Source organism: Kitasatospora sp. NBC_01246 (assembly GCF_036226505.1).
GTDB lineage: Bacteria > Actinomycetota > Actinomycetes > Streptomycetales > Streptomycetaceae > Kitasatospora.
On sequence record NZ_CP108484.1, the window covers coordinates 312,261 to 332,032 of the forward strand.

The 19,772-nt window shown below is 74.3% G+C and carries 18 protein-coding genes and 1 pseudogene; 11 read left to right on the forward strand and 8 right to left on the reverse strand.

Annotation, left to right across the window (positions count from 1 at the left end):
* Positions 1 to 75 precede the first annotated feature (75 nt).
* Entirely contained in the window at positions 76 to 249 is a 174-nt protein-coding gene (locus OG618_RS01365; protein WP_329485234.1) for a hypothetical protein, read from the reverse strand.
* A 116-nt stretch (positions 250 to 365) separates the two neighbouring features.
* Positions 366 to 1,670, reverse strand: a complete 1,305-nt coding sequence (locus OG618_RS01370; protein ID WP_329485235.1) for a helix-turn-helix domain-containing protein — start codon at positions 1,668 to 1,670, stop codon at positions 366 to 368.
* A gap of 327 nt (positions 1,671 to 1,997) precedes the next feature.
* On the opposite strand from OG618_RS01370, the gene OG618_RS01375 reads away from it, so the two are divergent.
* Positions 1,998 to 3,248 (forward strand): L,D-transpeptidase, encoded by a 1,251-nt coding sequence (locus OG618_RS01375; protein WP_329485236.1) that lies wholly within the window; start codon positions 1,998 to 2,000, stop codon positions 3,246 to 3,248.
* Positions 3,249 to 3,287: 39 nt separating this feature from the next.
* Positions 3,288 to 3,422: pseudogene (locus tag OG618_RS01380) on the forward strand (nuclear transport factor 2 family protein); the annotation flags it as partial.
* A 125-nt stretch (positions 3,423 to 3,547) separates the two neighbouring features.
* On the opposite strand, the gene OG618_RS01385 reads toward OG618_RS01380, so the two are convergent.
* Positions 3,548 to 5,140, reverse strand: coding sequence for an AMP-binding protein (locus OG618_RS01385; RefSeq protein WP_329485237.1), 1,593 nt, complete (start codon positions 5,138 to 5,140; stop codon positions 3,548 to 3,550).
* 427 nt (positions 5,141 to 5,567) lie between these two features.
* On the opposite strand from OG618_RS01385, the gene OG618_RS01390 reads away from it, so the two are divergent.
* Positions 5,568 to 6,206 (forward strand): hypothetical protein, encoded by a 639-nt coding sequence (locus OG618_RS01390; protein WP_329485238.1) that lies wholly within the window; start codon positions 5,568 to 5,570, stop codon positions 6,204 to 6,206.
* A gap of 291 nt (positions 6,207 to 6,497) precedes the next feature.
* Positions 6,498 to 6,728: a hypothetical protein gene (locus tag OG618_RS01395; protein WP_329485239.1), complete on the forward strand. Its 231-nt coding sequence runs from the start codon at positions 6,498 to 6,500 to the stop codon at positions 6,726 to 6,728.
* A 137-nt stretch (positions 6,729 to 6,865) separates the two neighbouring features.
* On the opposite strand, the gene OG618_RS01400 is transcribed toward OG618_RS01395, so the two are convergent.
* Complete coding sequence (locus tag OG618_RS01400) at positions 6,866 to 7,330, reverse strand: phage tail protein (protein ID WP_329485240.1); 465 nt, start codon at positions 7,328 to 7,330, stop codon at positions 6,866 to 6,868.
* Positions 7,331 to 7,985: 655 nt separating this feature from the next.
* Positions 7,986 to 8,942, reverse strand: a complete 957-nt coding sequence (locus OG618_RS01405; protein WP_329485242.1) for a LysR family transcriptional regulator — start codon at positions 8,940 to 8,942, stop codon at positions 7,986 to 7,988.
* A 102-nt stretch (positions 8,943 to 9,044) separates the two neighbouring features.
* On the opposite strand from OG618_RS01405, the gene OG618_RS01410 reads away from it, so the two are divergent.
* Both OG618_RS01410 and OG618_RS01415 read left to right on the forward strand, forming a co-directional pair.
* A complete protein-coding gene (locus tag OG618_RS01410; RefSeq protein WP_329485243.1) occupies positions 9,045 to 9,938 on the forward strand; it encodes an NAD(P)H-binding protein in 894 nt (297 codons plus the stop codon).
* A gap of 95 nt (positions 9,939 to 10,033) precedes the next feature.
* Positions 10,034 to 10,399 carry a darcynin family protein gene (locus tag OG618_RS01415; RefSeq protein ID WP_329485244.1) on the forward strand — a complete coding sequence of 122 codons (366 nt, stop codon included), beginning with the start codon at positions 10,034 to 10,036 and terminating at the stop codon, positions 10,397 to 10,399.
* A 206-nt stretch (positions 10,400 to 10,605) separates the two neighbouring features.
* Here OG618_RS01415 and OG618_RS01420 read toward each other — a convergent pair whose 3' ends face one another.
* Together OG618_RS01420 and OG618_RS01425 are read right to left on the reverse strand one after the other, a co-directional pair.
* Complete coding sequence (locus OG618_RS01420; RefSeq protein WP_329485245.1) at positions 10,606 to 11,640, reverse strand: hypothetical protein; 1,035 nt, start codon at positions 11,638 to 11,640, stop codon at positions 10,606 to 10,608.
* A gap of 302 nt (positions 11,641 to 11,942) precedes the next feature.
* Positions 11,943 to 12,113 (reverse strand): hydrophobic protein, encoded by a 171-nt coding sequence (locus tag OG618_RS01425; protein ID WP_329485246.1) that lies wholly within the window; start codon positions 12,111 to 12,113, stop codon positions 11,943 to 11,945.
* A 251-nt stretch (positions 12,114 to 12,364) separates the two neighbouring features.
* Here OG618_RS01425 and OG618_RS01430 point away from each other — a divergent pair, with 251 nt between their 5' ends.
* Complete coding sequence (locus tag OG618_RS01430; protein ID WP_329485247.1) at positions 12,365 to 12,676, forward strand: DUF4193 domain-containing protein; 312 nt, start codon at positions 12,365 to 12,367, stop codon at positions 12,674 to 12,676.
* Between the two features lie 52 nt (positions 12,677 to 12,728).
* Positions 12,729 to 13,358, forward strand: a complete 630-nt coding sequence (locus OG618_RS01435) for a hypothetical protein (RefSeq protein WP_329485249.1) — start codon at positions 12,729 to 12,731, stop codon at positions 13,356 to 13,358.
* Between the two features lie 314 nt (positions 13,359 to 13,672).
* Here the strand turns inward: OG618_RS01435 and OG618_RS01440 are convergent, their stop codons facing one another.
* Positions 13,673 to 14,581: a GlxA family transcriptional regulator gene (locus tag OG618_RS01440; protein WP_329491975.1), complete on the reverse strand. Its 909-nt coding sequence runs from the start codon at positions 14,579 to 14,581 to the stop codon at positions 13,673 to 13,675.
* 141 nt (positions 14,582 to 14,722) lie between these two features.
* On the opposite strand from OG618_RS01440, the gene OG618_RS01445 reads away from it, so the two are divergent.
* From OG618_RS01445 to OG618_RS01455, 3 genes are all read left to right on the forward strand, one after another.
* Positions 14,723 to 15,316, forward strand: a complete 594-nt coding sequence (locus OG618_RS01445; protein ID WP_329485251.1) for an MBL fold metallo-hydrolase — start codon at positions 14,723 to 14,725, stop codon at positions 15,314 to 15,316.
* A 1,603-nt stretch (positions 15,317 to 16,919) separates the two neighbouring features.
* Positions 16,920 to 18,308 carry a nitroreductase family protein gene (locus tag OG618_RS01450; RefSeq protein WP_329485252.1) on the forward strand — a complete coding sequence of 463 codons (1,389 nt, stop codon included), beginning with the start codon at positions 16,920 to 16,922 and terminating at the stop codon, positions 18,306 to 18,308.
* Positions 18,289 to 19,755, forward strand: a complete 1,467-nt coding sequence (locus tag OG618_RS01455) for a class I adenylate-forming enzyme family protein (RefSeq protein ID WP_329485253.1) — start codon at positions 18,289 to 18,291, stop codon at positions 19,753 to 19,755. Before OG618_RS01450 ends, OG618_RS01455 begins: the two co-directional genes overlap by 20 nt.
* The last annotated feature ends 17 nt before the right edge of the window (positions 19,756 to 19,772 follow it).

Consider the following 19,772-nt stretch of genomic DNA (forward strand, 5'->3'; position numbering starts at 1 on the left):
GCGGCGCGTACGACCGCGCCCTCGACGTGGGGAGCGCCGTAGCCAGCCGACGTCAGGCTCCGGAGCGAGCGGCTGTCAGGCGGAACCACCCCGACGGGAGGGCCTGGCGTGCCTCGGCCTGCGGATCCGGTCGTCCCGGACCACCGCCGCCCGTGGCCGCCGGTGGTGGTGCGCCGGGGACGGAGCCGTGGCGGCCAGGATCGCCGCCAGCACCAGCGGGCCGAGCAACAGCACGAGGTTCACGGTCATGTGCGCCTCCCAGGGGTTCCGGAGCGGACACCGGCCGTCTGCCCCACACCTCCGGGCCCATGCCGAGCCGGCTCAGACTCCCCGCTGCCGTCCGTACGCGGCGCGCCGGGCCGCCGTCACTGCTGGAACGGACTCGGCTCCCAGGCGTGCCCGCCGATCGGGTAGACGAACAGCGGCCGGCCCTTCACCGCGCTGGTGCGAAACGGCGTGCCGTGGCCCAGGTCGACCGGGACCGTCCCCTTCCGGTCGCCGCTCGACCACTCCAGTTCGAGGTACCAGCTCACCTCGTGCGAGGTGGTCTCGGCGGAGACCTCGATGACCTCCGGGTCGTTCTCGCTCACCTTGACCGGCAGACCGGTGCTGCCCTCGGTCACCACCGCCCGCGGGTGGGCCGCGTCCAGATCGAGGTCGTAGGAGTGGACGTCGACTCCGCCGCCGCAGCCCTCGCCCATGGAGTAGGCGTTCCAGGCGAGGGGAGGCCCGATCCGGACGACCCGGACGTTGAGCTTCGAGAGCACCACGGTGTCCTTGCCGGTGCCCTGCACGACGACCTCGATCGACTGGTAGTGACCGGGAACCGCGCCGACCTGGGAGACCCAGCCCGCCACGTCCGGCAGCTCGGGCGGGCGGGGGACCTCGGACGGCGGGCGGTCCACCACGTACTGGTCGCAGGCGGTGTCCCAGCCGGACGGCCGGACCGAGACCGTGAACGGGGGGCTCGTATCCGCCCCGCCGGTCGGCCCCGGCGAGCCCGGACCCGCTCCGGCGGACGGGGAGGCAGGGGCGGAGGCGGAGACCGGGGCGGAGGCGGAGACCGGGGCGGAGACCGGGGCGGAGGCGGACGGCGAGTCGTCAGCGCCCGGGGCCGGGGAGCCCGCGGACGACTCCAGCCCCGTGGCGACGGCCCCGACGGCGGCCAGCACCGCGGTGACCGTCACCGCGGCCAGGATTCCCCGCCGGCGGACCCGCCTGAGCCGCTGCGCGGCCCCGGGAACCGGGTCCGGTCCGACGCGGTCGGCGACCACCGGCCCCACCTCGGCGGCACCTGCCGGGTCCGGAGCCTCCGGCGTCACCGAGATCACCGGAGCGGCCGAGGCCGCCGCTTCCGTCCGAGTCCCCGCCGGATCGGCCGGTCCGGACCCCGGTGACGTCCTGCTCCCCCGCGCCGCGTGGACGATGACCCACAGTCGGTACAGCTCGACCAGTTCCTCCGGCGTCGCCCTGCACAGCCGCGCGAGGAGGTCCAGCGGGGCGAACTCCGTCGGTACCACGTCGCCGGTGCAGTAACGGTGGAGCGTCGAGGTGCTCAGATGCAGCCTCTTCGCCAGCGCCCCGTAGCTGAGCCCCGAGCGGCTCTTCAGCTCCCCGAGCAGCCGGGCGAGCTCGTCCCGCTCCCCCATCTCCCCCAACCCCTCCGCCACCGTTCCTCCGCCCCGCTCTTCCCTGTCCGCAGTGCTCGCGCCGTACGGTCTCCGGCCGCTTCCGGCGGTCGGACTCGGCGCTGTGGCGCCCCGCCGCGGCCGGATCACCGTGAAGCGATCTTCGGAAGAGAAGCACGCCGCGCACCGTCCCACGGTTCCCGAGGCCGGTCTCGCCGTTGCGCCGTCCCGTGGACGCGTCCCAGGAAGGTTACGTCCTCCCAGCTCAAAGCCGGTAGAGCCGTCCCCGCGTCCCAGATCGCCCGGCTGCCGTTGCGGCTGGGACGAAGCGGCCGAGAAGCTTCCGGCGAACACCGAAGAGGAGCACAAGTGAGCACTGTTCAGGCACCCCGGACCGCGATACGCCCCGGCGACCGTTTCAACCGCGGCGCGGTGGCGCTGACGATGGGCGGCATCCTGCTGCTGACCGCGGCCTGCGGCGACGACGGGGGCAAGGGCGACGAGGCCCCCCGGGCAGCGGGCACCGCCGCCGCCGACGGGCCGGCGGCCACGGCCACGGCCCTGCCCAAGACCTCGGCCGCCGTGCTGGACGTCGCGCCGAAGGACGGCGCCCGGGGCGTCGCACCGGACGCGCTCCAGGTGTCCGTCTCCCACGGCAGGCTCACCAACGTCGACGTGACCGACAAGAACGGCAAGCCCGTCCCCGGCTCGATCAGTGCGGACGGCACCGGCTGGAAGCCCGCCGCCGCACTCGCCCCCGGCACCGCGTACACGGTGAACGCCCAGGCGCTGGACGCCGACGGCCTCGCGGCCGCCTCCACGAGCACCTTCACCACCCGCACGCCCGACAAGCAGGTCTCCACCAACGACAACATCGCCGACGGCCAGACCTACGGCGTGGGCATGATCGTCAAGGTGGAGTTCAGCAAGAAGATCACGAACAAGGACGCCGTCGCCAAGGGCATCACCTTCGAGACCGACAACGGCACCGAGGTGAAGGGGCACTGGTTCGGCGACGACCGGCTGGACTTCCGCCCCGCCGACTACTGGAAGCCCGGTACCAAGGTGACGATCCACTACCGGCTGAAGAGCGTCGAGGTCTCGCCCGGCGTCTACGGCGACGTGGACAAGGACGAACCGTTCACCGTCGGCCGCTCCCAGGTCTCCACGGCCGACTCGGCCGCCCACACATTGACGACCGTCCGGGACGGCAGGAGCACCACCGTGCCCGCCACGCTCGGCGACGACAAGCACCCCTCGTGGGGCGGCACCATGGTGATCATGTCCAAGGAGAAGGTCACCCACATGAACTCCCGGACGGTCGGCCTCGGCGACGAGTACGACATCCCCGCCGCCCCGCACGCGATGCGGCTCACCAGCAGCGGCACCTACCTCCACGGCAACTACTGGTACAAGGGCGACCCGTTCGGCAAGGCGAACACCAGCCACGGCTGCGTCTCGCTCAAGGACGTGGAGGGCGGCAGCGACACCTCCGTCGCGGGGGCGTTCTTCAACAACTCCCTGATCGGCGACGTGGTCACGGTCGTGAACACCAAGGAGAAGACCGTGGCGCCCGACAACGGACTGGGCGGCTGGAACCTCCCCTGGGCGAACTGGTAAACCCCGGCGGCCGTTTCATCCCCCGGGAAATCGCGTGCGCTGCGCACGGTCGTGACCGGCGGCTCCGTCGAGGTCCACAACGAGCTCGTCGACGGCGGCCGCTTCCGCCGCATCGAGGAGACCACCCTCATGCTCGAAGGCACCGACGGCGACCGGAACCCGGGCAGCGCCCGCCGACACCCCGCGCCGACCCTCGATCGTCTCGCCGGGACCGGGGACGGGGACGGGGGAACGGTCCTCGCGCCCGCCGGATGTGGCGCCCTCCTCCGGTGCGGAGCGAGCGCCACACCCGGGCCCGGTCAGCCCGGGAGGGTGTCGCGCAGGCGCTTCCTGTCCGGCTTGCCCACGGGGGTGAGCGGGATCTCGGGCACCAGGTGCAGGGCCTCCGGGGCGTAGATGCGGCCCTGGCGGGCGGTGACGAAGGCCCGGATCTCGTCCAGCTCCGGACGGTGTCCCGGGGCGGGGACGACCACGGCGTGGACGTGTTCGGCCTGCTGGGCATCGCGCAGGCCGAGGACGACGCACTCGGCGACGGCCGGGTGGGTGAGGAGCACGTCCTCCAGCTCGGAGGGGTAGACGTGCCCGCCGACCACGATGATCTTGTCGGTGAGGCGGTCGGCCAGGTAGAGGAAGCCGTCCTGGTCGAGGTGGCCGATGTCGCCGGTGTTCAGCCAGCCCTCGCGCAGCACCTCGGCGGTGAGGTCGGGCCGCTTCCAGTACCCCGCCATGAGGGTGCGCGAGCGGACGTGGATCTCGCCCAGCTCACCGGCCGGCAGCTCGGTGCCGTCGCCGGAGCGGATCGCCACCTCGACGCCCGGGAGGGGGCGGCCGACGGAGAGCCGGCCGCCGTGCCCGACCCGGTCGTGCTCGTGCGGGCCGAGGGCGGCGATGTTCTGCGCCTCCGACATCCCGTAGCCGCTCGCCAGGATCGGCCCGAACACCTTGATCGCCTCGCGGACCCGGGTCGGTGAGGCGACGCAGCCGCCGTACAGGATCCGCTCCAGGCTGGACAGGTCGGTGCCGGTGATCGCCGGGTGGTCCAGCAGCCGGTAGAGCAGCGGAGGCAGGACCCACAGATCGGTGATGCGTTCGCGCTCGACGGCGGCCAGCACCTCCCCGGGGTCGAAGGAGCGCTGCAGGAACACCGAGCCGCCGTGGTACAGCGTCAGATCGGCCAGCACGCCCGCGAGATGGGCCAGCGAGGTGGCCGCCAGGAGGCGGCGCTTGTCACCCTGCGGGCCGAACGGGACGTCGAAGACCCTGCGGTAGGGGCCGTGCAGACTGAGGATGCCCTTCGGGATGCCCGTGGTACCACCGGTGTGCCGGATGCCCAGGTCGTCGTCCGGGCCGACCCGCACGGCCGGGGGCTCGGCGGGCCGGCGGGCGGCGGCGGCGATCACGTCCTCACCGATCGCGTCCCCGCCGACCGCGTCCCCGCCAACCGCCCCCGGGCCGGGGCCCAGGGTCAGCACGGTCGGCACGTCGACCAGGGCGAGCAACTCGGGTGCGGTCGCGTACCGTTCGGCATCCACGAGGAGGACGGCGGTGTCGACGCTCGTGACGATCTCGGCGAGCACCGGGGCGCTCATGCCGTCGTACAGGTTGACCAGCCGGGCGCCGGCGAGTCCGGCGGCGTAACGGGCGCTGAGCGCCTCGGGTGTGTTGCCGGTGAGCAGCGAGACGGTAGAGCCCCGGGTGACGCCCCGGGCGAGGAGTTCCTGGGCCAGGCGGTAGGTGGCGTCGACCAGTTCGCCCGCGGTGATCGTGGCACCGTCGGCGGTGGTGACGGCCGGCCGATCGGGGTCGCGGGCGAGGGACCGGAGGATCAGCGCGGGGGCGCTGACGAACTCCGCGTCGTACATGGCCACTTCTTCTTTGTAGTTTGCAACCATATCGACAGGCTAACCCCAACCCGGCTGCCGCGATGCCGATTCGGGGACGGGGAGCACACCGGCCGGGCTCCGCTCCGGCCGGCCGGGCGAACCCGTCCCATCCGCCGGGCAAGTGATGGGCAAGGCGCGGTAAAGGCTGTGCGCAGCTCCTTGAGGGATCCAACGGCCCGTCAGTAACGTCATGGCCACTTCAGCAGATGGTGGGTCCGCCGACATCCCGCACGCATGTCACGGCCCCGACAGTGGGAGGCGCCCCCTCAGACTCGGGGCGCCCCGGTCCCCGTACAGCGCGCCGCACCAGCCGGCCCCCGGCCGACCGCCGGGGCGGGCCCGCACATGCCGAGTACCGTCAGCACGGGCCCGAGCCCGTACCGGCGCGCACCCCCGCCGGCACCGGCCGCGCCCTCGTCCCACGGAGGGTCGACCTTTGCGCCACCACTCCCCCCGCAGCCCGCGTCCGTCGCGGCCGCGCGGACTCCTCGCCGTCCTGTCCGCGCTCGCCGTGGCGGCCACCGGCCTGCTCGCCGTCGCCCCACCCGGCGCAGCGGCCGCCACCTCCGACGCGTCCGGATCGGCCTCCTCCGGGTGGACGGCCACCGGCACCGGCGACAGCTGTACCGGCATCCAGCTGCTCGGCAATCCCGGCTTCGAGACCGGCAGTGCCGCGCCCTGGACCACGACCGCCGGCGTCATCGACAACGCCGGTCGGGAGCCCGCCCACAGCGGCGGCTGGAAGGCCTGGCTCGGCGGCTACGGCTCGTCCCACACCGACACGCTGTCCCAGTCGGTCGCCCTCGCGGCCGGCTGCCGCGCCACCCTCGGCTTCTACCTGCACATCGGCACCGCCGAGTCCGGGGCGACCGCGTACGACAGGCTGACGGTGTCGGCCGACGGCACCACGCTGGCCGCCTTCAGCAACCTCGACGCCGCTCCCGGCTACACCCTGCGCGGCTACGACCTGTCCGCGTTCGCCGGCCGGACCGTGACGATCACGTTCACCGGTACCGAGGACCCTTCGCTCCAGACCACCTTCACCGTGGACGACACCCTCGTCCGCACCTCCTGACCGCCGCCGAACGGCTGCGGCGCCCGGTCGCGGCCCAGCCGACCGCCCCCGCCCGCGCCCGCGCGGCGGGCGGGGCGCGGGACTCGGCCGGGACGCGCTCTCACCTACCGTATTCGCCCCATCACCCTCGGCGGCGGCTTGCTTCATGAGTCGAATGATCGACTGAGAAGGTGCTGCGGAATCCTTCGGAATCGGCGGGCCCTGGCGTACCTTCAAGGAAGCAGAGGCCAATCGAACAGTTTGTTCGTCCACTTGTTGAACTCAAGGCCGAGGCGGTCAGAGGAGGGTTCCATGGTCAGCAGTACCGGCGACGGCCCGGTCCGCGGCGGGAGGCCCACGGCCAGGTCCGGCCGGACGACGGGGCGGATGTGGATCCGCACGTACCGGGTGGACGCCGACGGGCGACCACTGGACGCCGTCGAGCGGCGGGAGGAGTACGCGCCCGTCGCCCCGGTGCCGCTCGCCAAGAGCACCTGGCCGCCCTGCGCGTGCCCCCGACACAGCGCTTCGCGGTCCGCATAGCTCCCCGGGGCCACCGGCGACGCCGACGACGGCCGCCGGGCAGGTCCGGCGACCGCCGCTCACGAGGTGCGCCCACAGCGGCAGGCCTCCGGCCCTGTGTCTGGTTCCGCAAGATCCCTTTCCGGCTCGGGCGCGGCTCAGTACTCGTTCTTGATGACGAAGTACGATCCGCGGATCGTCCCGGCGAGCTTCGACTTCTGGCGGGCGAACTTGAACCGCTGGGCGAGCTCCTCCGGAACGTCCATCCCGTCCGAGAGCTTGAACCCGACCGCTCGCTTCCCGGCATCGTCGACGGTGTACATCACGTTGACCGACAGTCCGCTCTCGTAGAAGACGTAGGCCATCCGGATGTCCTCGACCTGGAAGGACGTGGCCTCCAGGGGCCTGGACGCGATGACGATCTCGCGTTCCTCCCGCAGGATCCGGTGCACCCAGTCGACGACCTCCGCGGCCTGGTCCGCGGGTTCCACGGTGAAGACGTGGTCGTACTTGTTCTTGAAGTAGCGGGCCTCGTTCGCCCGCAGGCCGGCGAGTGCGTCCGCGACGGGCGACGACTCCAGGCCGACGGTCGATACGGTGCCGAAGTCCACGGCGTAGGTCATGGCGGATTCCTTCCCAGGGACACGGGCGGACGGCAGGGGCTTGGGGCGGTCCGCGCGAAGGGCGAGGTCACGCCCCCGAAGCGGCGCGGAACGGCTCGACCGGCGGGCGTGCCGTGCACTGGTTTCGCGCGCGGCTCCGGCGACGGAGGCGGGTCCTCGGCGGGCGCCGTCCGTGGCTCCGCCCCGCACCGCTTCACCGGCGCCGATCGTACTGGTCAGGCATGCTGTGGGCCCGGAGCGACCGACCGGCGTGTCCAGCGTGCGGCTGAGTACCGTTGATGCCGATGCCGCCGGAGTCGCGGGCCGGGATCCGCCCCGGGCCACCGGGCGCCGAAGCGGACCGTGCGCCGACGACGGCCCCCGGCGCGGGGGGCAGGACGCCGGCCGTGGCGGGGCGGTGTCGAACTCGGTCGGCCGACGGGGTTTGCCCGACGTGATCGGGGTCAGAAGGGCGTCAGGGCGTCGCACCTCCCGACCGGGCCATCCCCCCGGGTCGGTCGGGGTCAGCGCGCGACGCCCGTGCGGTTCCCAGGACCGTCGCCATCCCCCCGGTGGCGGCCCTGGGTCCGCCCCGCCCGGCTGCCATGCGTCGGGCGTGGCCGGGGCGGCACAGCCCCCCGGCCACCGATCGCCGACGCGGACGGCCGACGGCCTCTCAGGTGGCAGCGGGGTTCCCAGGTGGGCCCAAGGTCCGGCGGACGGCGTCGCGCAGCCAGTGGTGGGCCCGGTCGGCCGCGTGGCGCGGGTGCCACGCCATGCCGATCGTCACGGGCGGCAGTGCCAGCGGGATGTCCAGCAGGCGCAGTCCGAGGGCGAGCGCGTCGTCGGTGAGGGGCGAGGGCGCGGCACCGGGGAGTGCGGCCGGTACGAGGCAGACGACGTCACTGCGGGCGGCGAGGGCCATGGCGGCCAGGTGGCTGGGGAGGACGACACCGACCCGCCGCCGGAGGTCCTGCTCGGCCAGGGCGGTGTCGAGGGGGCCGGTGAACCGGCCCCGGCGGCTGACCGCGACGTGCGGGGCGGCGGCGAGCCGAGCCGCGGTCAGGGGTCCTTCGGTCAGCGGATGGCCGGGCCGGACGGCCGCGACCATTCGCAGGCCCACCAGTTCCTCGACCCTGGTCTCGGGGTCCACGTGGTCGATGGACCCCACCTCCAGGTCGATCCGGCCGTCGCGCAGGGCCGGGCCGGCCTCCAACTCCTCGGCCAGGAGCCGGAACGAGACTCCCGGCGCCTCCCGCTCGGCCAGGCGCAGCAGCCCGGGGGCCAGGGCCGCGCCGACCAGGTCGGCCGCCTGGAGGGTGAAGGTGGTGCGCAGGGTGGCGGGGTCGACGCCGGTCCCGGGGCTGAGCAGGACTCCGAGGCGCTGCACCACGGCCGCGGCCTCCTCGCGCAGGGCCTGGGCGCGCGGGGTGGGGACCATGGTCTGGCCGGCCCGGACCAGCAGCGGATCCTGCAGCGTGCGGCGCAGACGGGCCAGCGTGCGGCTCATGGCGGCGGGCGAGGTGTGCAGCCGGGCGGCGGCGCGGGTCACGCTGTGCTCGGCCAGCAGGGCGTCCAACGCGACGGCGAGATTGGCGTCGAGGACCGGATCCGGGCTGCTCACCAGCATCATTCCATTTCAGTCAATGATTGCGTGCCGAAGTTCCCATTGTGGCAGCACTGGAGTCCTCAGCAGGATGGGGGCCTACCGACCGGCACGAACCACGAGGTTTTCATGATCGTCATTACCGCTCCCACCGGCAACATCGGCCGTCCGCTGCTGTCCCGGCTCCTGGAGTCCGCGCCCGCCGCGGGCGAGGAACTGCGCGTCGTCGTGCGCGACCCCGACCGGCTTCCGGACGCGGCGCGCGGACGCGTGGAGGTGATCGCCGGCTCGCACGGGGACGCCGAGGTCGTCGACCGGGCCTTCCGGGGCGCGGACGCCGTCTTCTGGCTCGCCCCGCCGGACGCCTCCCTCACCCCGTACGACGCCTACAGCGGCTTCAGCGGACCCGCCGTGCGGGCGCTCGCCGACCACGGCGTCGGCCATGTGGTGGGCGTCTCGGCGCTCGGCCGCGGCACCCCGCTCGCCGACCGGGCCGGCCTGGTCACCGCCTCGCTCGCGCTGGACGACCTCATCGCCCACAGCGGTGTCGCCTACCGGGCCCTGGCCAACCCGTCCTTCTTCGAGAACCTGCTGGAGGAGGCCGACTCGATCCGCGAGACCGGCGTCTTCACCGACGTCGTCGACGCCGACCGCAAGGCCCCGTTGGTCGCCGCCGCCGACATCGCGGCCGTCGCCGCCGGTCTGCTGCTGGACCGCTCGTGGACCGGCAACGGCAGCGTGCCCGTCCTCGGGCCGCAGGACCTGTCCCCCAACGACCTGGCCCGCATCATGACCGAGCAGTTGGGCCGCCCGGTCCGCTACGAGCGCCAGGCCTTCGACGACCTGTACACCACCCTCGTCCACTACGGCCTCGACGAGGCGTTCGTCCGGGGCATCGTCGACATGAAGCGGGCCAAGGACCAGGGCCTGGACGCCGGTGTCGTCCGTACTCCGGACACCGCCTCCCCCACCGGCTTCGAGCAGTGGTGCGCCCGGACCCTCAAGCCCGCCGTCCTCTCCTGAGGCCCCGCCGGCCTCTCCCGAGGCCCCACCGTCCGCCGCCGGGACCCCCGGTGGCGCGACGTACCGAGACCACCTGCCGCTCTGGAGGCACCCCGATGTCCGCTGAAGTCACCGAACCGCCGGTCACGGCGTTCATGCTCGTCAAGACCACCCCCGAGTGGCTCGCGCTGACCGTCCCGCAACGCGTCGAGGCCTTCACCACCCAGGTCCTGCCCGCGATCGAGGCCAGGACCACCGGTGTCCGGTCACGCTTCTACGACACGGAGTTCTACTCCGCGCGCGTCACCGACGTCTGGGTGTGGGAGGCCGACAGCCACCACGCCTACCAGCTGCTCATCGACGCACTGCGCGAAACCCCGTTCTGGGACCGCTACTTCGAGGTCGTCGATCTTCTCGTCGGCACCGAGAACGGCTACGCCCGCACCTACGGCCTGGAGCCCGTCGCCACCATCGCCACCTGACGGACCGGCCACGCCCGCGCCGCCCTCCGCCGTCACCGGCCGGAGGGCGGCGCGGCCGCGTCCCCGGGCCTGAGCCCGCTCCCCCACACACCCGCCCCCGACAGGGGTGTGGGCCAACCGATCCGGGACGAGCCGCCCACCGGGCGGCGGCGCCACCGGGCCGCGACGGCGAGCGGATCACGCACCCGCGCGGCCCGCCACGGGTGTCAGGTACGACGGACGGCCCGGCGGCCGGCCCCGACGCTTGTACGACGACGCCGGGGGGTGAGCGCGTGGGTGAGCGTCAGCACGAGGACGGCGGCCTCGCAGGCGAGCGCGGCCGGCCCGAACCGGCCCTGCCACTCGATGATGCCGACCGCCACCCGCACGGGGACCATGGTGTCGAACAGCAGGTAGCCGGCGAACGCGGCCGCGGCCGGCACGACGCCGGCGATCCACGTCCACGGCGTGCCGCGCACGCCGAGCGGGACGGCGAGGAGCAGGCACAGGGCGCTGAGGCCGGCGACCACCGAGACGTCCGGGTTCTGGCCCCAGAGGGCGGCCACCAGCGGCACATGGAGCGCACCCGTCATCACCAGGGCCGCGGCGGCGGGCCACCGGAGCGGCGGGCGCTCCTCGCGGGGCCGTGCCCTCGACAGCACCCGCGCCGGCGGCAGAGCGGCGGCGTCGGGCGGGGCCTGCTCCGCGACGGCCGCCAGGGGTTCCGTGTCGTCACCGCTCGTCGAGGGCCCGGCCGGCCGGTCCGCGACCGGAGCGGGCCGGAGCAGCTGGACGAGGTGGGCGACATCGGCCACCGGGCGCAGCGACGCGGCCGCGTGCAGGGCCGCCTGGATGCCGCTGTCGGCTTCGGCCGCGAGCAGGGCGGTGAGGTGGGCGACGTCGCCCGTGGGTCTGGTGAGGACGGCGGCGCGCAGGATCTGGTCGGCGCCGGTGCTGTCGCGGGGTCTCAGGAGGATCAGGAGGCGGACCAGGTCCTCGACCGGGCGGGCGGCGACCGCTCCGTGGAGGACCGGGGCCAGGGTCGGAGTGTGGGCCGGGTTCAGGTGGCAGAGCAGATCGGCGACTTCCTCCACCGGGCGGCTGGCCGCGGCGCTCATCATCGCCGCCGCGAGGTCGCCGCCGAGCGGGGCGGGGGACGGCTGGTTCACCCGCAGGGGAACGGGGGTGAGGTCGGGGGCGGCGGTGTCGGGTACGGGACCCGACCCCGAGACAGGCAGGGTTATGGTCAGGGGGCGGGACATCGAGGTCTCCTGGATCGGGGGAACGGGCCGGCGCCGGGCCGGGCGGGCGAAGGAAGCAAACGGATCTGCCCGGTTCAAGCCTGGCCCGCATTACGCCGACTGCCACTCCAGGCGATCATTCGGGCGACGCCCGAGCCGCACCGGTGCGGCGGGCCGGCGTTCCCCTCCCCGGTGAGCCGTCCCAGCACGGCCGCCTGCCGCGGCGACCACCCTTTCGGGGAGGACCTGGTCCGGACACGCGGCGGCGGGGCGCACGCTCCACGCGTGCGCCCCGCCGCCGGGCCGGATCCTGAGGGCGTGACCTACCAGCGGTACCACCGGTGGCGCCGGCCCGAGGAGTGCGTACCACGGGCCACGAAGCCCACCAGCCACAGCACCAGTACGGCGATCGCCACCCACCAGAGAATCTTCAGTGCGAACCCGGCGCCGAACAGGAGCAGAGCGAGCAGGAGAACGAGAAGAAGGGGAACCATCGGAACCTCCGCAGTCGGTGTCGAGCACCCGACTGCCCCGGGGGCCGCTCGCCTATTCGTACGAATCTTTCCGGCGGCCCGGGGCAAGGGCCTCGCTTGTTCGGCGGCGGCGGGCCGTCGGCGACCGTCGCGGACGCCCCGGCCGGCGACCCCGCCTGCGTGATCGGCGGGCGCGGGGGACAGTGGTCCGAGGCGTGACGATCCGGTCCGCCCCCCGCGCGTACCGGATCCCTCCGACGGAAGGTGCAGCAGTGGCAACCGACTACGACGCCCCGCGTACGAACAGCGACGACGAGGAGGTCGACAGCGTCGAGGAGTTGAAGAGGCAGCGTGCCGAGCGTTCCGGCGGGACGCCGGACGTGGACGTGGCGGAGGAGGCGGAGTCCGTGGAGCTGCCGGGCGCCGACCTCTCCGGGGAGGAGCTCACCGTCCAGGTGGTGCCCGTCCAGGGGGACGAGTTCACCTGCGCGCGGTGCTTCATGGTCCACCACCGCAGCCGCTTCTCCCGTGAGGAGGACGGGCAACCGGTCTGCCGGGACTGCGTGCCCGCCCCCGGCGACTGACCGGGCGGGCGGCGAGCGGGCGGCCCGCTACGTGCACCAGAAGAGGAACGGCATGCAGGTGGGCGTCGGCTTCGCGGTGACGGTGGCCGAGGGGTGCGGAGCGGCCGTCGAGGGCTGCGGGGCGGTGGGCGGGGCCGTGCTCGATGCGGCCGGGACGGGAGGCGGCGACTCCGGGGCACGACTGCTCGTCGGCGCGGCCGGGGCGGTGCTCCTGGTGGCCGGGGCGGTGGCGGAGGCGGTACGGCTGGCGCCGGTGCGCTGTGTGGTCGGCGCGGCCGGGACCGTGGTCACGCCCGTCGCGGTGGGGGGCGCGGCGGAGGTCGGGGCACTCGGCGTGGGCGTCGCGACCGGCCCGCCCGCGGCCGGCGCGGGCGAGGCGCCCTCACTGCCGTTCGCGGCGAGGGCCGCGACACCGAGCCCCGCGACTGCCAGGCCGACGACGGAGAGCGCGAGCACGCCGGCCCGCCGCGCCGGCCGGCGCCCGGAACGCCGGGACCGGGCCGGTGCGGCGGACCGGCCGGCCGCCGGAGGCGGTGGCACAGCGGGCGGTGGCACGGCGGCCGGTGGTCCCTGGGACAGCGTCAGGGTCGCGTCCGGCAGGGTCTCCCGGGTCGCCGCGGGGGCCCCGCAGCCGGGGCAGGTCATCGCGCCGTTCAGATGGCGGCGGCAGGGTGCGCAGTAGTCCATGTGGTCTTCCCGTGCTGCCGGGGTGGCCGGCCCACACCGGTCGTCGGCGGCTCCGCGCACGTCGTCGTACGCATGCGGAGCCTAGGCAGCCCGGCTGTGAGGGTTCCAGACCCAGCTGTGACGCTTCTGCGAAGATTGCGCACCCTCCGGAGCGGCGAGTCCCCGTACCCGCGGCCGGGATGGGAGGAGGGTCCGACAGCACGGCCGCCGTCCGCGAACGCCCTCGTGCCCCGTAGGGCGCACGGCCGGACGTCCGCCGGGCGTGGGGCGACGGTGGACGTCGGGGGCCGGGGCGGACCTGCCGGGCCGTCACGGCGTGCCGGTGAAAGCGCGCCGGTAGGCGCGGGGCGGGACTCCCCGGCGCCGCACGAACTGTTCGCGCAGGACGGCGGCGCTTCCGTAGCCGACCCGGCGGGCGATCTCCTCGACCGGCAGGTCGGTGGCTTCGAGGAGTTCCTCGGCCCGGCTCAGGCGCAGGTCCCGCAGCCAGGCGTGCGGGGTGGTGCCGGTCGCGGCGGTGAAGCGGCGGGCGAAGGAGCGCCTGCTCATCAGGGCGCGGCGGGCCAGTTCCGTGACGGGCAGGGGCTCGTGGAGGTGCTCGCGGGCCCAGCCGAGGACCTCGGCGAGCCGCTCGTCCTGGCCGTTCCCGGGGACGGGCGCGGCCAGGTACTGGGCCTGCCCGCCGTCGCGGTGGGAGGCCAGCACCATGTCGCGGGCGACGGCATTGGCCAGGGCGGCGCCGTACTCCCGCCTCAGCAGGTGGAGGCAGAGGTCGAAACCCGCGGCGGCTCCGGCGCCCGTGACGACGTCTCCGTCGTCGATGTAGAGCGCGTCCGGGGCCACCGTGACGTCCGGGTAGCGGCCGGCGAGCAGGTCGGCGAACCGCCAGTGGGTGGTCGCCCGCCGGCCGGTGAGCAGTCCGGCGGCGGCGAGCGCGAACGTACCGACGCAGTGGGCCGCGACCACGGCGCCGCGCGCGTGCGCGGCCCGCAGCGCGTCGAGCACGGCGGGGGCGGGCGGTTCACGGAATCCGGCCCCGGGCAGCGCGATGAGCAGATCGGCGCCGGCGAACCGGTCCAGTCCGTGCGGGACGGCGAGCGGCACTCCGCAGTCCGTGGGCACCGGTCCGGGGCGGTCGGAGCAGAGGGCGAAGTCGAAACCGGGCACCGCCGCTCCGTGCGGACCGAACACCTCGGTGACGATGCCGACGGCGAGCATGCCCACGCCGGGCGGGACGTAGGCGGCGACGGTCCGGAAAGGCGGCACGCAGGCAGTGTCGCACAGGGTTGGCACGAATCCTGCGATCACCGGCAGACGTGCCACTCGTGAGCCGCCGTCAAGACCGGAAGGATCGAAGCCATGACAGACGCACCGCTCGGCCGCAGCGCCGCCTTCAAGGTCCTGACCACCGGCTACGTGGGCTCCACCGGCCCCGGGGTCGCCGCCACCGTCTCCTACATCTCCGACGCCGGACGGCACGTGATCTTCGACCCGGGCATGGTGGCGAGCCGTGACCACATCCTCGCCCCGCTCGCGGAACTGGGCCTCGGCCCCGACGACATCACCGACGTGGTGCTCAGCCACCACCACCCCGACAACACCATGAACGTGGGCCTCTTCGGCCGGGCCCGGGTGCACGACCACAAGGTCGAGTACCTGGGCGACCACTGGACCAACCGGGACGCCGAGGGCTACGAACTCACCCCGTCGCTGCGGCTGATCCGCACCCCGGGCCACAGCCCCGAGGACATCACCCTGCTGGCGGGCACGGACTCGGGCGTGGTGGCCTTCGCCGGCGACCTGTGGTGGCACGCCGACGGCCCGGCGGACGACCCGGTGGCCCCGGACCGCGAGGTGCTGCGCGCCTCCCGGCTGCGGGTGCTGGCCGCGGCGGACCTGATCGTGCCCGGCCACGGCGGGCCCTTCGTGGCGGACGACACCACCCCGCGGTAGCGGTCCGGCCGGCCCGGTCGGGCGCCGCCCGGCGGAGTCCACCGGGACCCGGAACCGCCAGGACACGAGGACGCGTCCTCGCCCGTACGAACTGCGCCGATCCCAGGGGGGCCGTCCGCACTCGCACGAGTGCGCAACACCACGACGGGCGGACCGAGTCGTGGGGCCGGTGGTGCCGCGCCGCGCGACCGGGCCGCCCCGCCGCCCACGCCCACCGGCGCCGAACCCGAACGCGGCACAACGGCGAGCCGAACGCCGCGGAACGGGGAGCCGATCGCCGACGAAGGAAACCTCCGGCGCTTCGGCGGGCGTCATGGACCGGTCGGTGATGTCGGCGCGCTCCCCGTGCGGGAATGCGGGACGCGCGACCGGTTCGCGCGTGCGGACCGGCCGGGTTCGGCGCAATCCCGGCCGGTCCGACCCGAGGGCGCCCGCGGGGATCTCCAGCCCGCCTTCCCCGGCGCGGTCGCCCAGGTGGGCGCCCTGCTCGGCGGCGCTCCGGAGGTCCGTCGGCGGGGGTTCGGTTCCGCCGGCCCCGGCCTCGGAATCCGCTGGGCAGAGGCGGTCGGCCGACGAGTCGCCGGGCCGCTCGGAGCCGGTCCGGAATTCCCGGTGGCGCCGACCGGACCCCGCGCCCGGGCGGCCCGTGACGATGGATCACCGGCGCCGTCGGGCACGTCTCGGAGCGGGCGGATGCGCGGCGTTCCGACCGGTACCGATTACCCGCGACCAGGGAATCCGGCCGACGCCGGATATCGCCCGTTCCGGCGAACACCGGAAATTCCTCGGACATACTTCGCGCCGGTTCGCCCAAGGCATTTGACGAATTCTCGGCCGAGGCCGAGGACATTCCGTCCGGCTCCGTTCCGGATCGAATCACCGTCGGGCCGGTCCGCTGATACCTGTCCCGCGGTATCGACCGGGGCAGCGCGGACCGACCGGTCTGCGCCGGCCCGGCGTCCGGCCGGCGGGGCGGACACCCGGGGGCGGACACGCGGGTCGTCAAGCGACCGCGCGGGTGGGTCTCCGCCACCGCCGGGAGCGAGCGCTCCGGCCGGCGCCGGTCGCGCCGCCCGGGACGGGGGGGCTTGGGCCCAATGTCGGCATTGTCCGCGAACCAACGTCTGCGACAAGCGATTTGAGTAACCGCCAGCTCCGCGCCACGGTCACTTTCGGCAGGTCGCGACCGTCCCGCCGGGCGCCGCCGAACAGTCCCTCGATGGTCTACGCCAATCCTTGACAGCGCTCACGTGGGTGCCACAGGATGATCGCCAGCCGCCGCTTACCCAGGGCGCGGAACAGGTGATTCATCCACTTCACACAGGCCGTTCACGGGGGACGGGCTGTCGACGCCCGCAATGACGCGGGCGGCACAGTCATGTCGAAGTCTGTACACAGTTCCCTGTAGCCGCCGCATGCCATCTGCCGAACTGGCCGGGGGGCTTTCGCCTGCCCTCTCGCAGGCCCGGTCGGCCGTGCCACCAGACGAGATGAGGTTTCGTCAGACGTGCAAGGCAATGCAGACACATCAGCCATACCCGCCGTACGAGCAGTACCCCTCGCCCGTAGACCCGAGCACGCGCCGCCGGACTTCGAAGCCGACATGTGGGCCCGGATGGCCCTGCCCGCCGCACCGTCCGAGTCGCCCGCCGAGTCGGCCGCGGCTCCGGGCCTCAGGCTCGCGCTGTCCCTGCTGGAGGAAGGCGCGCTGACCAGCCGGGCCGACCGTTCCCGCAGGTCGCACGGGGCTCGGGCGGTCCCGTCCGCCGGGGCCGTGTACCCCTACGAGTTCGCCGTCCTCACCATGGAGAACGGCGCGCCGGCCGCCTTCCGGGTCGACGCCGACCGCCGGACCTGCACCCGGCTGGCCACCGGGGACGTCGCCGGAGCACTGCACGCCTCGACGCTGGCGATCCCCGGAGACGGCGGCGCGGTCATCGTCACCCTCACCCGGCCCTGGTTGTCGATGCGCAAGTACGGCGACCGCGGCTACCTGTACACCCAGCTCGACGCCGGGCACGCCGCCGGGAACCTGCTGCTGGCCACCACCGGCCGGGGCGCGCCGGGGACGCTGCGGCTGCGCTTGCCCCGGTTACCCCTCTCGGACCTGCTGGAGGCGGGCGAGAACTGCCGGGAGGTGCACTCCGCCCTCCTGGTACCGGCGGCCGAGGCCGACGACGCCTGGACCCGCTGGACGGTGCACGACGGCGCCGCCCGGGACGGACACGCGCCCACCTGGCGGTCCTGGCTGGAGCAGACCTGCTGGGACTCCCTCTCCGCGCGGGCGGAGCACCCCGGGACGGACGGCGCACCCGACGCCCTCGCCCCCCTCGCGGACCTGCGCGACCGCGCGCGGCCAGGCGGTGGCCAGCCCGGTCTGGGCGATCCGTCCGAGTGGCCGAAGCTGCTCGCCACGCGGGCCTCCAGCAAGGCGTTCGTTCCCGGTACCGTCCCCGCGGCCGACGTCTGGCAGGCCGTCTCGGCCCTCTCCACGCCGGTGCGGACGGACCTGCCGGCCGCCTCGCCGATGGGCGCCACCCTGGTCCTGCGGTCGGCCGAGGAACCGGAGCAGAACGCCGTGCACCCGTTGACCGGCGAGGGCGCGCGGCGCACCGACCGGCTGCCCTCCGCCGACGAGGTGGTGCGCGCCTGCATGCAGCAGCGCACCCTCGCCGGCGCCGCCGCCGTGGTGCTGCTCCACGCACCGCGCACCGCGCTCACCGACAGCGCCGGCGACTCGGCCGCCGGCGCCGAGGACCTCCGCGAGCTGGCCTTCCGCTGCGGCGCCCTGGGGCAGCTGCTCTATCTGGGAGCGAACCGCGCCCGGATCGGCGTGACCGGCGTCGGCGGGTTCGACGCGGCGCTCTGGCACACCCTGGCCGGGCTGCCGGAGAGCGACGAGATCCTCTACGTCCTGATGCTCGGCCGTCCGGACGACTCCGGTGTCAAGCTCGACCGGCTCGCCACCGCCCATGCCCAGAACGAGCGGTGAGGCCACGATGAACGCCGTCCTTCCCCACGCCTTCACGGACGCCCTCGCCCGCCACGGCGACCGCGTGGCGGTCACCGACCCCGACGCGTCGCTCAGCTACGCCGAACTGGCCGACCGGGCCCGGGCCGCCGCCGCCCGCCTCGCCCCGTACGGCGTGGCCGGCGACCGACTGCGGATCGGCCTGTACGCCACCAACTCCACCGACTACGTGGTGGGTTACCTGGCGGCACTGTTCGCCGGCGCGGTCCCCTTCCTGGCCGACTCGGCCTTCGGACCGTTCGAGCTGTCCCGGATCGCCGAGGACTGCGGGCTGGACCTGCTGATCCACGCTCCGGACGCCGACGTCGAGCAGGTCACCGCGGAAGTCCTCACGGCGGGAGGCGAGTTCGGCGCCCTCACGGTCAGCCGGGTGCGCCGCTCCGCCACCCCTCCCCCGCCGCTGCTGCCCGGCACCGAGGTGTGCCGCTTCACCTCCGGCTCCACCGGCCGGCCCAACTGCATCGAGTTCTCCGGCACGGCCGTGCTCGCGGCGGCCCGCAACTGGGCCGAGGGCACCGGACTCTCGGCCCAGGACCGGATCGCCTGCCTGGCCGCGCTCTCCAATGGCCTGGCCTTCAACACCTCGCTGCTGGCGGCCTTCCTGCCCGGTGCCTCGCTGCACCTGTCACGCGGCCTGCCGACCGCCTCCCGGATCGTGCGGCTGCTGGAGAGCACCGGCGCCACCCGCCTGGTGGCGTTCCCGGCACTGTACGAGTCGATCGTGCGGCGCTCCTCGACCGGGGGCTTCACGGGTGTCCGGGCCGCGATCTCCTCCGGCGCCCCGCTGCGCGACAGCGTCCGCGAGGAGTTCACCCGGCTCACCGGCGTACCGGTCCACAACTACTACGGCGTGGCCGAGGCCGGGCCCCTGACCTACGCGGCCGACGGTGACGGCACCGGGCTCGGCACCGCGCTGCCCGGCGTGGAACTGATCGCCGACGAGCAGGGCGTCCGGGTCCGGAGCGAGTCTATGGGCTCGCGCTACCTCAACGCGCCCGGCGTCTTCGAGGAGCGGATCGACGCCGAGGGCCGCTACCTCACCGGCGACCAGGGCCACCTGGTCGACGGCGTGCTCCACCTGACCGGGCGCACCGGGCGGCTGGTCAACGTCGGCGGGCGCAAGATCGACCCGATCGAGGTCACCGAGGTGCTGCGTGAGGCCGCCGGGGTGCTGGACGCGGTCGCCTTCGAGGCCGAGAGCCGGCACGGCGAGCCGATCCTGGCCGCCGTCGTCGCCGTCGGGCCCGGTCCGACCGCGCAGTCCCTGCGCAGCCACTGCTCGGCGGTGCTGCCCTCCTTCAAGGTGCCCTCGGTCCTCCACCTGGTGGACCGGATCCCGGTGAACTCGATCGGCAAGCCTTCCGTCGAGCGCCTGCGGCGGCTGCTCGCCGACGCCCAGAGCAACTGAGCCCCTCCCCCAGCCCA

Coding starts and splice junctions, on each gene's coding strand:
- OG618_RS01365 (WP_329485234.1), bottom strand. CDS start 249: ATGACCGTGAACCTCGTGCTGTTGCTCGGCCCGCTGGTGCTGGCGGCG.
- OG618_RS01385 (WP_329485237.1), bottom strand. CDS start 5,140: ATGGTTGCAAACTACAAAGAAGAAGTGGCCATGTACGACGCGGAGTTC.
- OG618_RS01395 (WP_329485239.1), top strand. CDS start 6,498: ATGGTCAGCAGTACCGGCGACGGCCCGGTCCGCGGCGGGAGGCCCACG.
- OG618_RS01400 (WP_329485240.1), bottom strand. CDS start 7,330: ATGACCTACGCCGTGGACTTCGGCACCGTATCGACCGTCGGCCTGGAG.
- OG618_RS01405 (WP_329485242.1), bottom strand. CDS start 8,942: ATGATGCTGGTGAGCAGCCCGGATCCGGTCCTCGACGCCAATCTCGCC.
- OG618_RS01410 (WP_329485243.1), top strand. CDS start 9,045: ATGATCGTCATTACCGCTCCCACCGGCAACATCGGCCGTCCGCTGCTG.
- OG618_RS01415 (WP_329485244.1), top strand. CDS start 10,034: ATGTCCGCTGAAGTCACCGAACCGCCGGTCACGGCGTTCATGCTCGTC.
- OG618_RS01420 (WP_329485245.1), bottom strand. CDS start 11,640: ATGTCCCGCCCCCTGACCATAACCCTGCCTGTCTCGGGGTCGGGTCCC.
- OG618_RS01425 (WP_329485246.1), bottom strand. CDS start 12,113: ATGGTTCCCCTTCTTCTCGTTCTCCTGCTCGCTCTGCTCCTGTTCGGC.
- OG618_RS01435 (WP_329485249.1), top strand. CDS start 12,729: ATGCAGGTGGGCGTCGGCTTCGCGGTGACGGTGGCCGAGGGGTGCGGA.
- OG618_RS01440 (WP_329491975.1), bottom strand. CDS start 14,581: ATGCTCGCCGTCGGCATCGTCACCGAGGTGTTCGGTCCGCACGGAGCG.
- OG618_RS01445 (WP_329485251.1), top strand. CDS start 14,723: ATGACAGACGCACCGCTCGGCCGCAGCGCCGCCTTCAAGGTCCTGACC.
- OG618_RS01450 (WP_329485252.1), top strand. CDS start 16,920: ATGTGGGCCCGGATGGCCCTGCCCGCCGCACCGTCCGAGTCGCCCGCC.
- OG618_RS01455 (WP_329485253.1), top strand. CDS start 18,289: ATGCCCAGAACGAGCGGTGAGGCCACGATGAACGCCGTCCTTCCCCAC.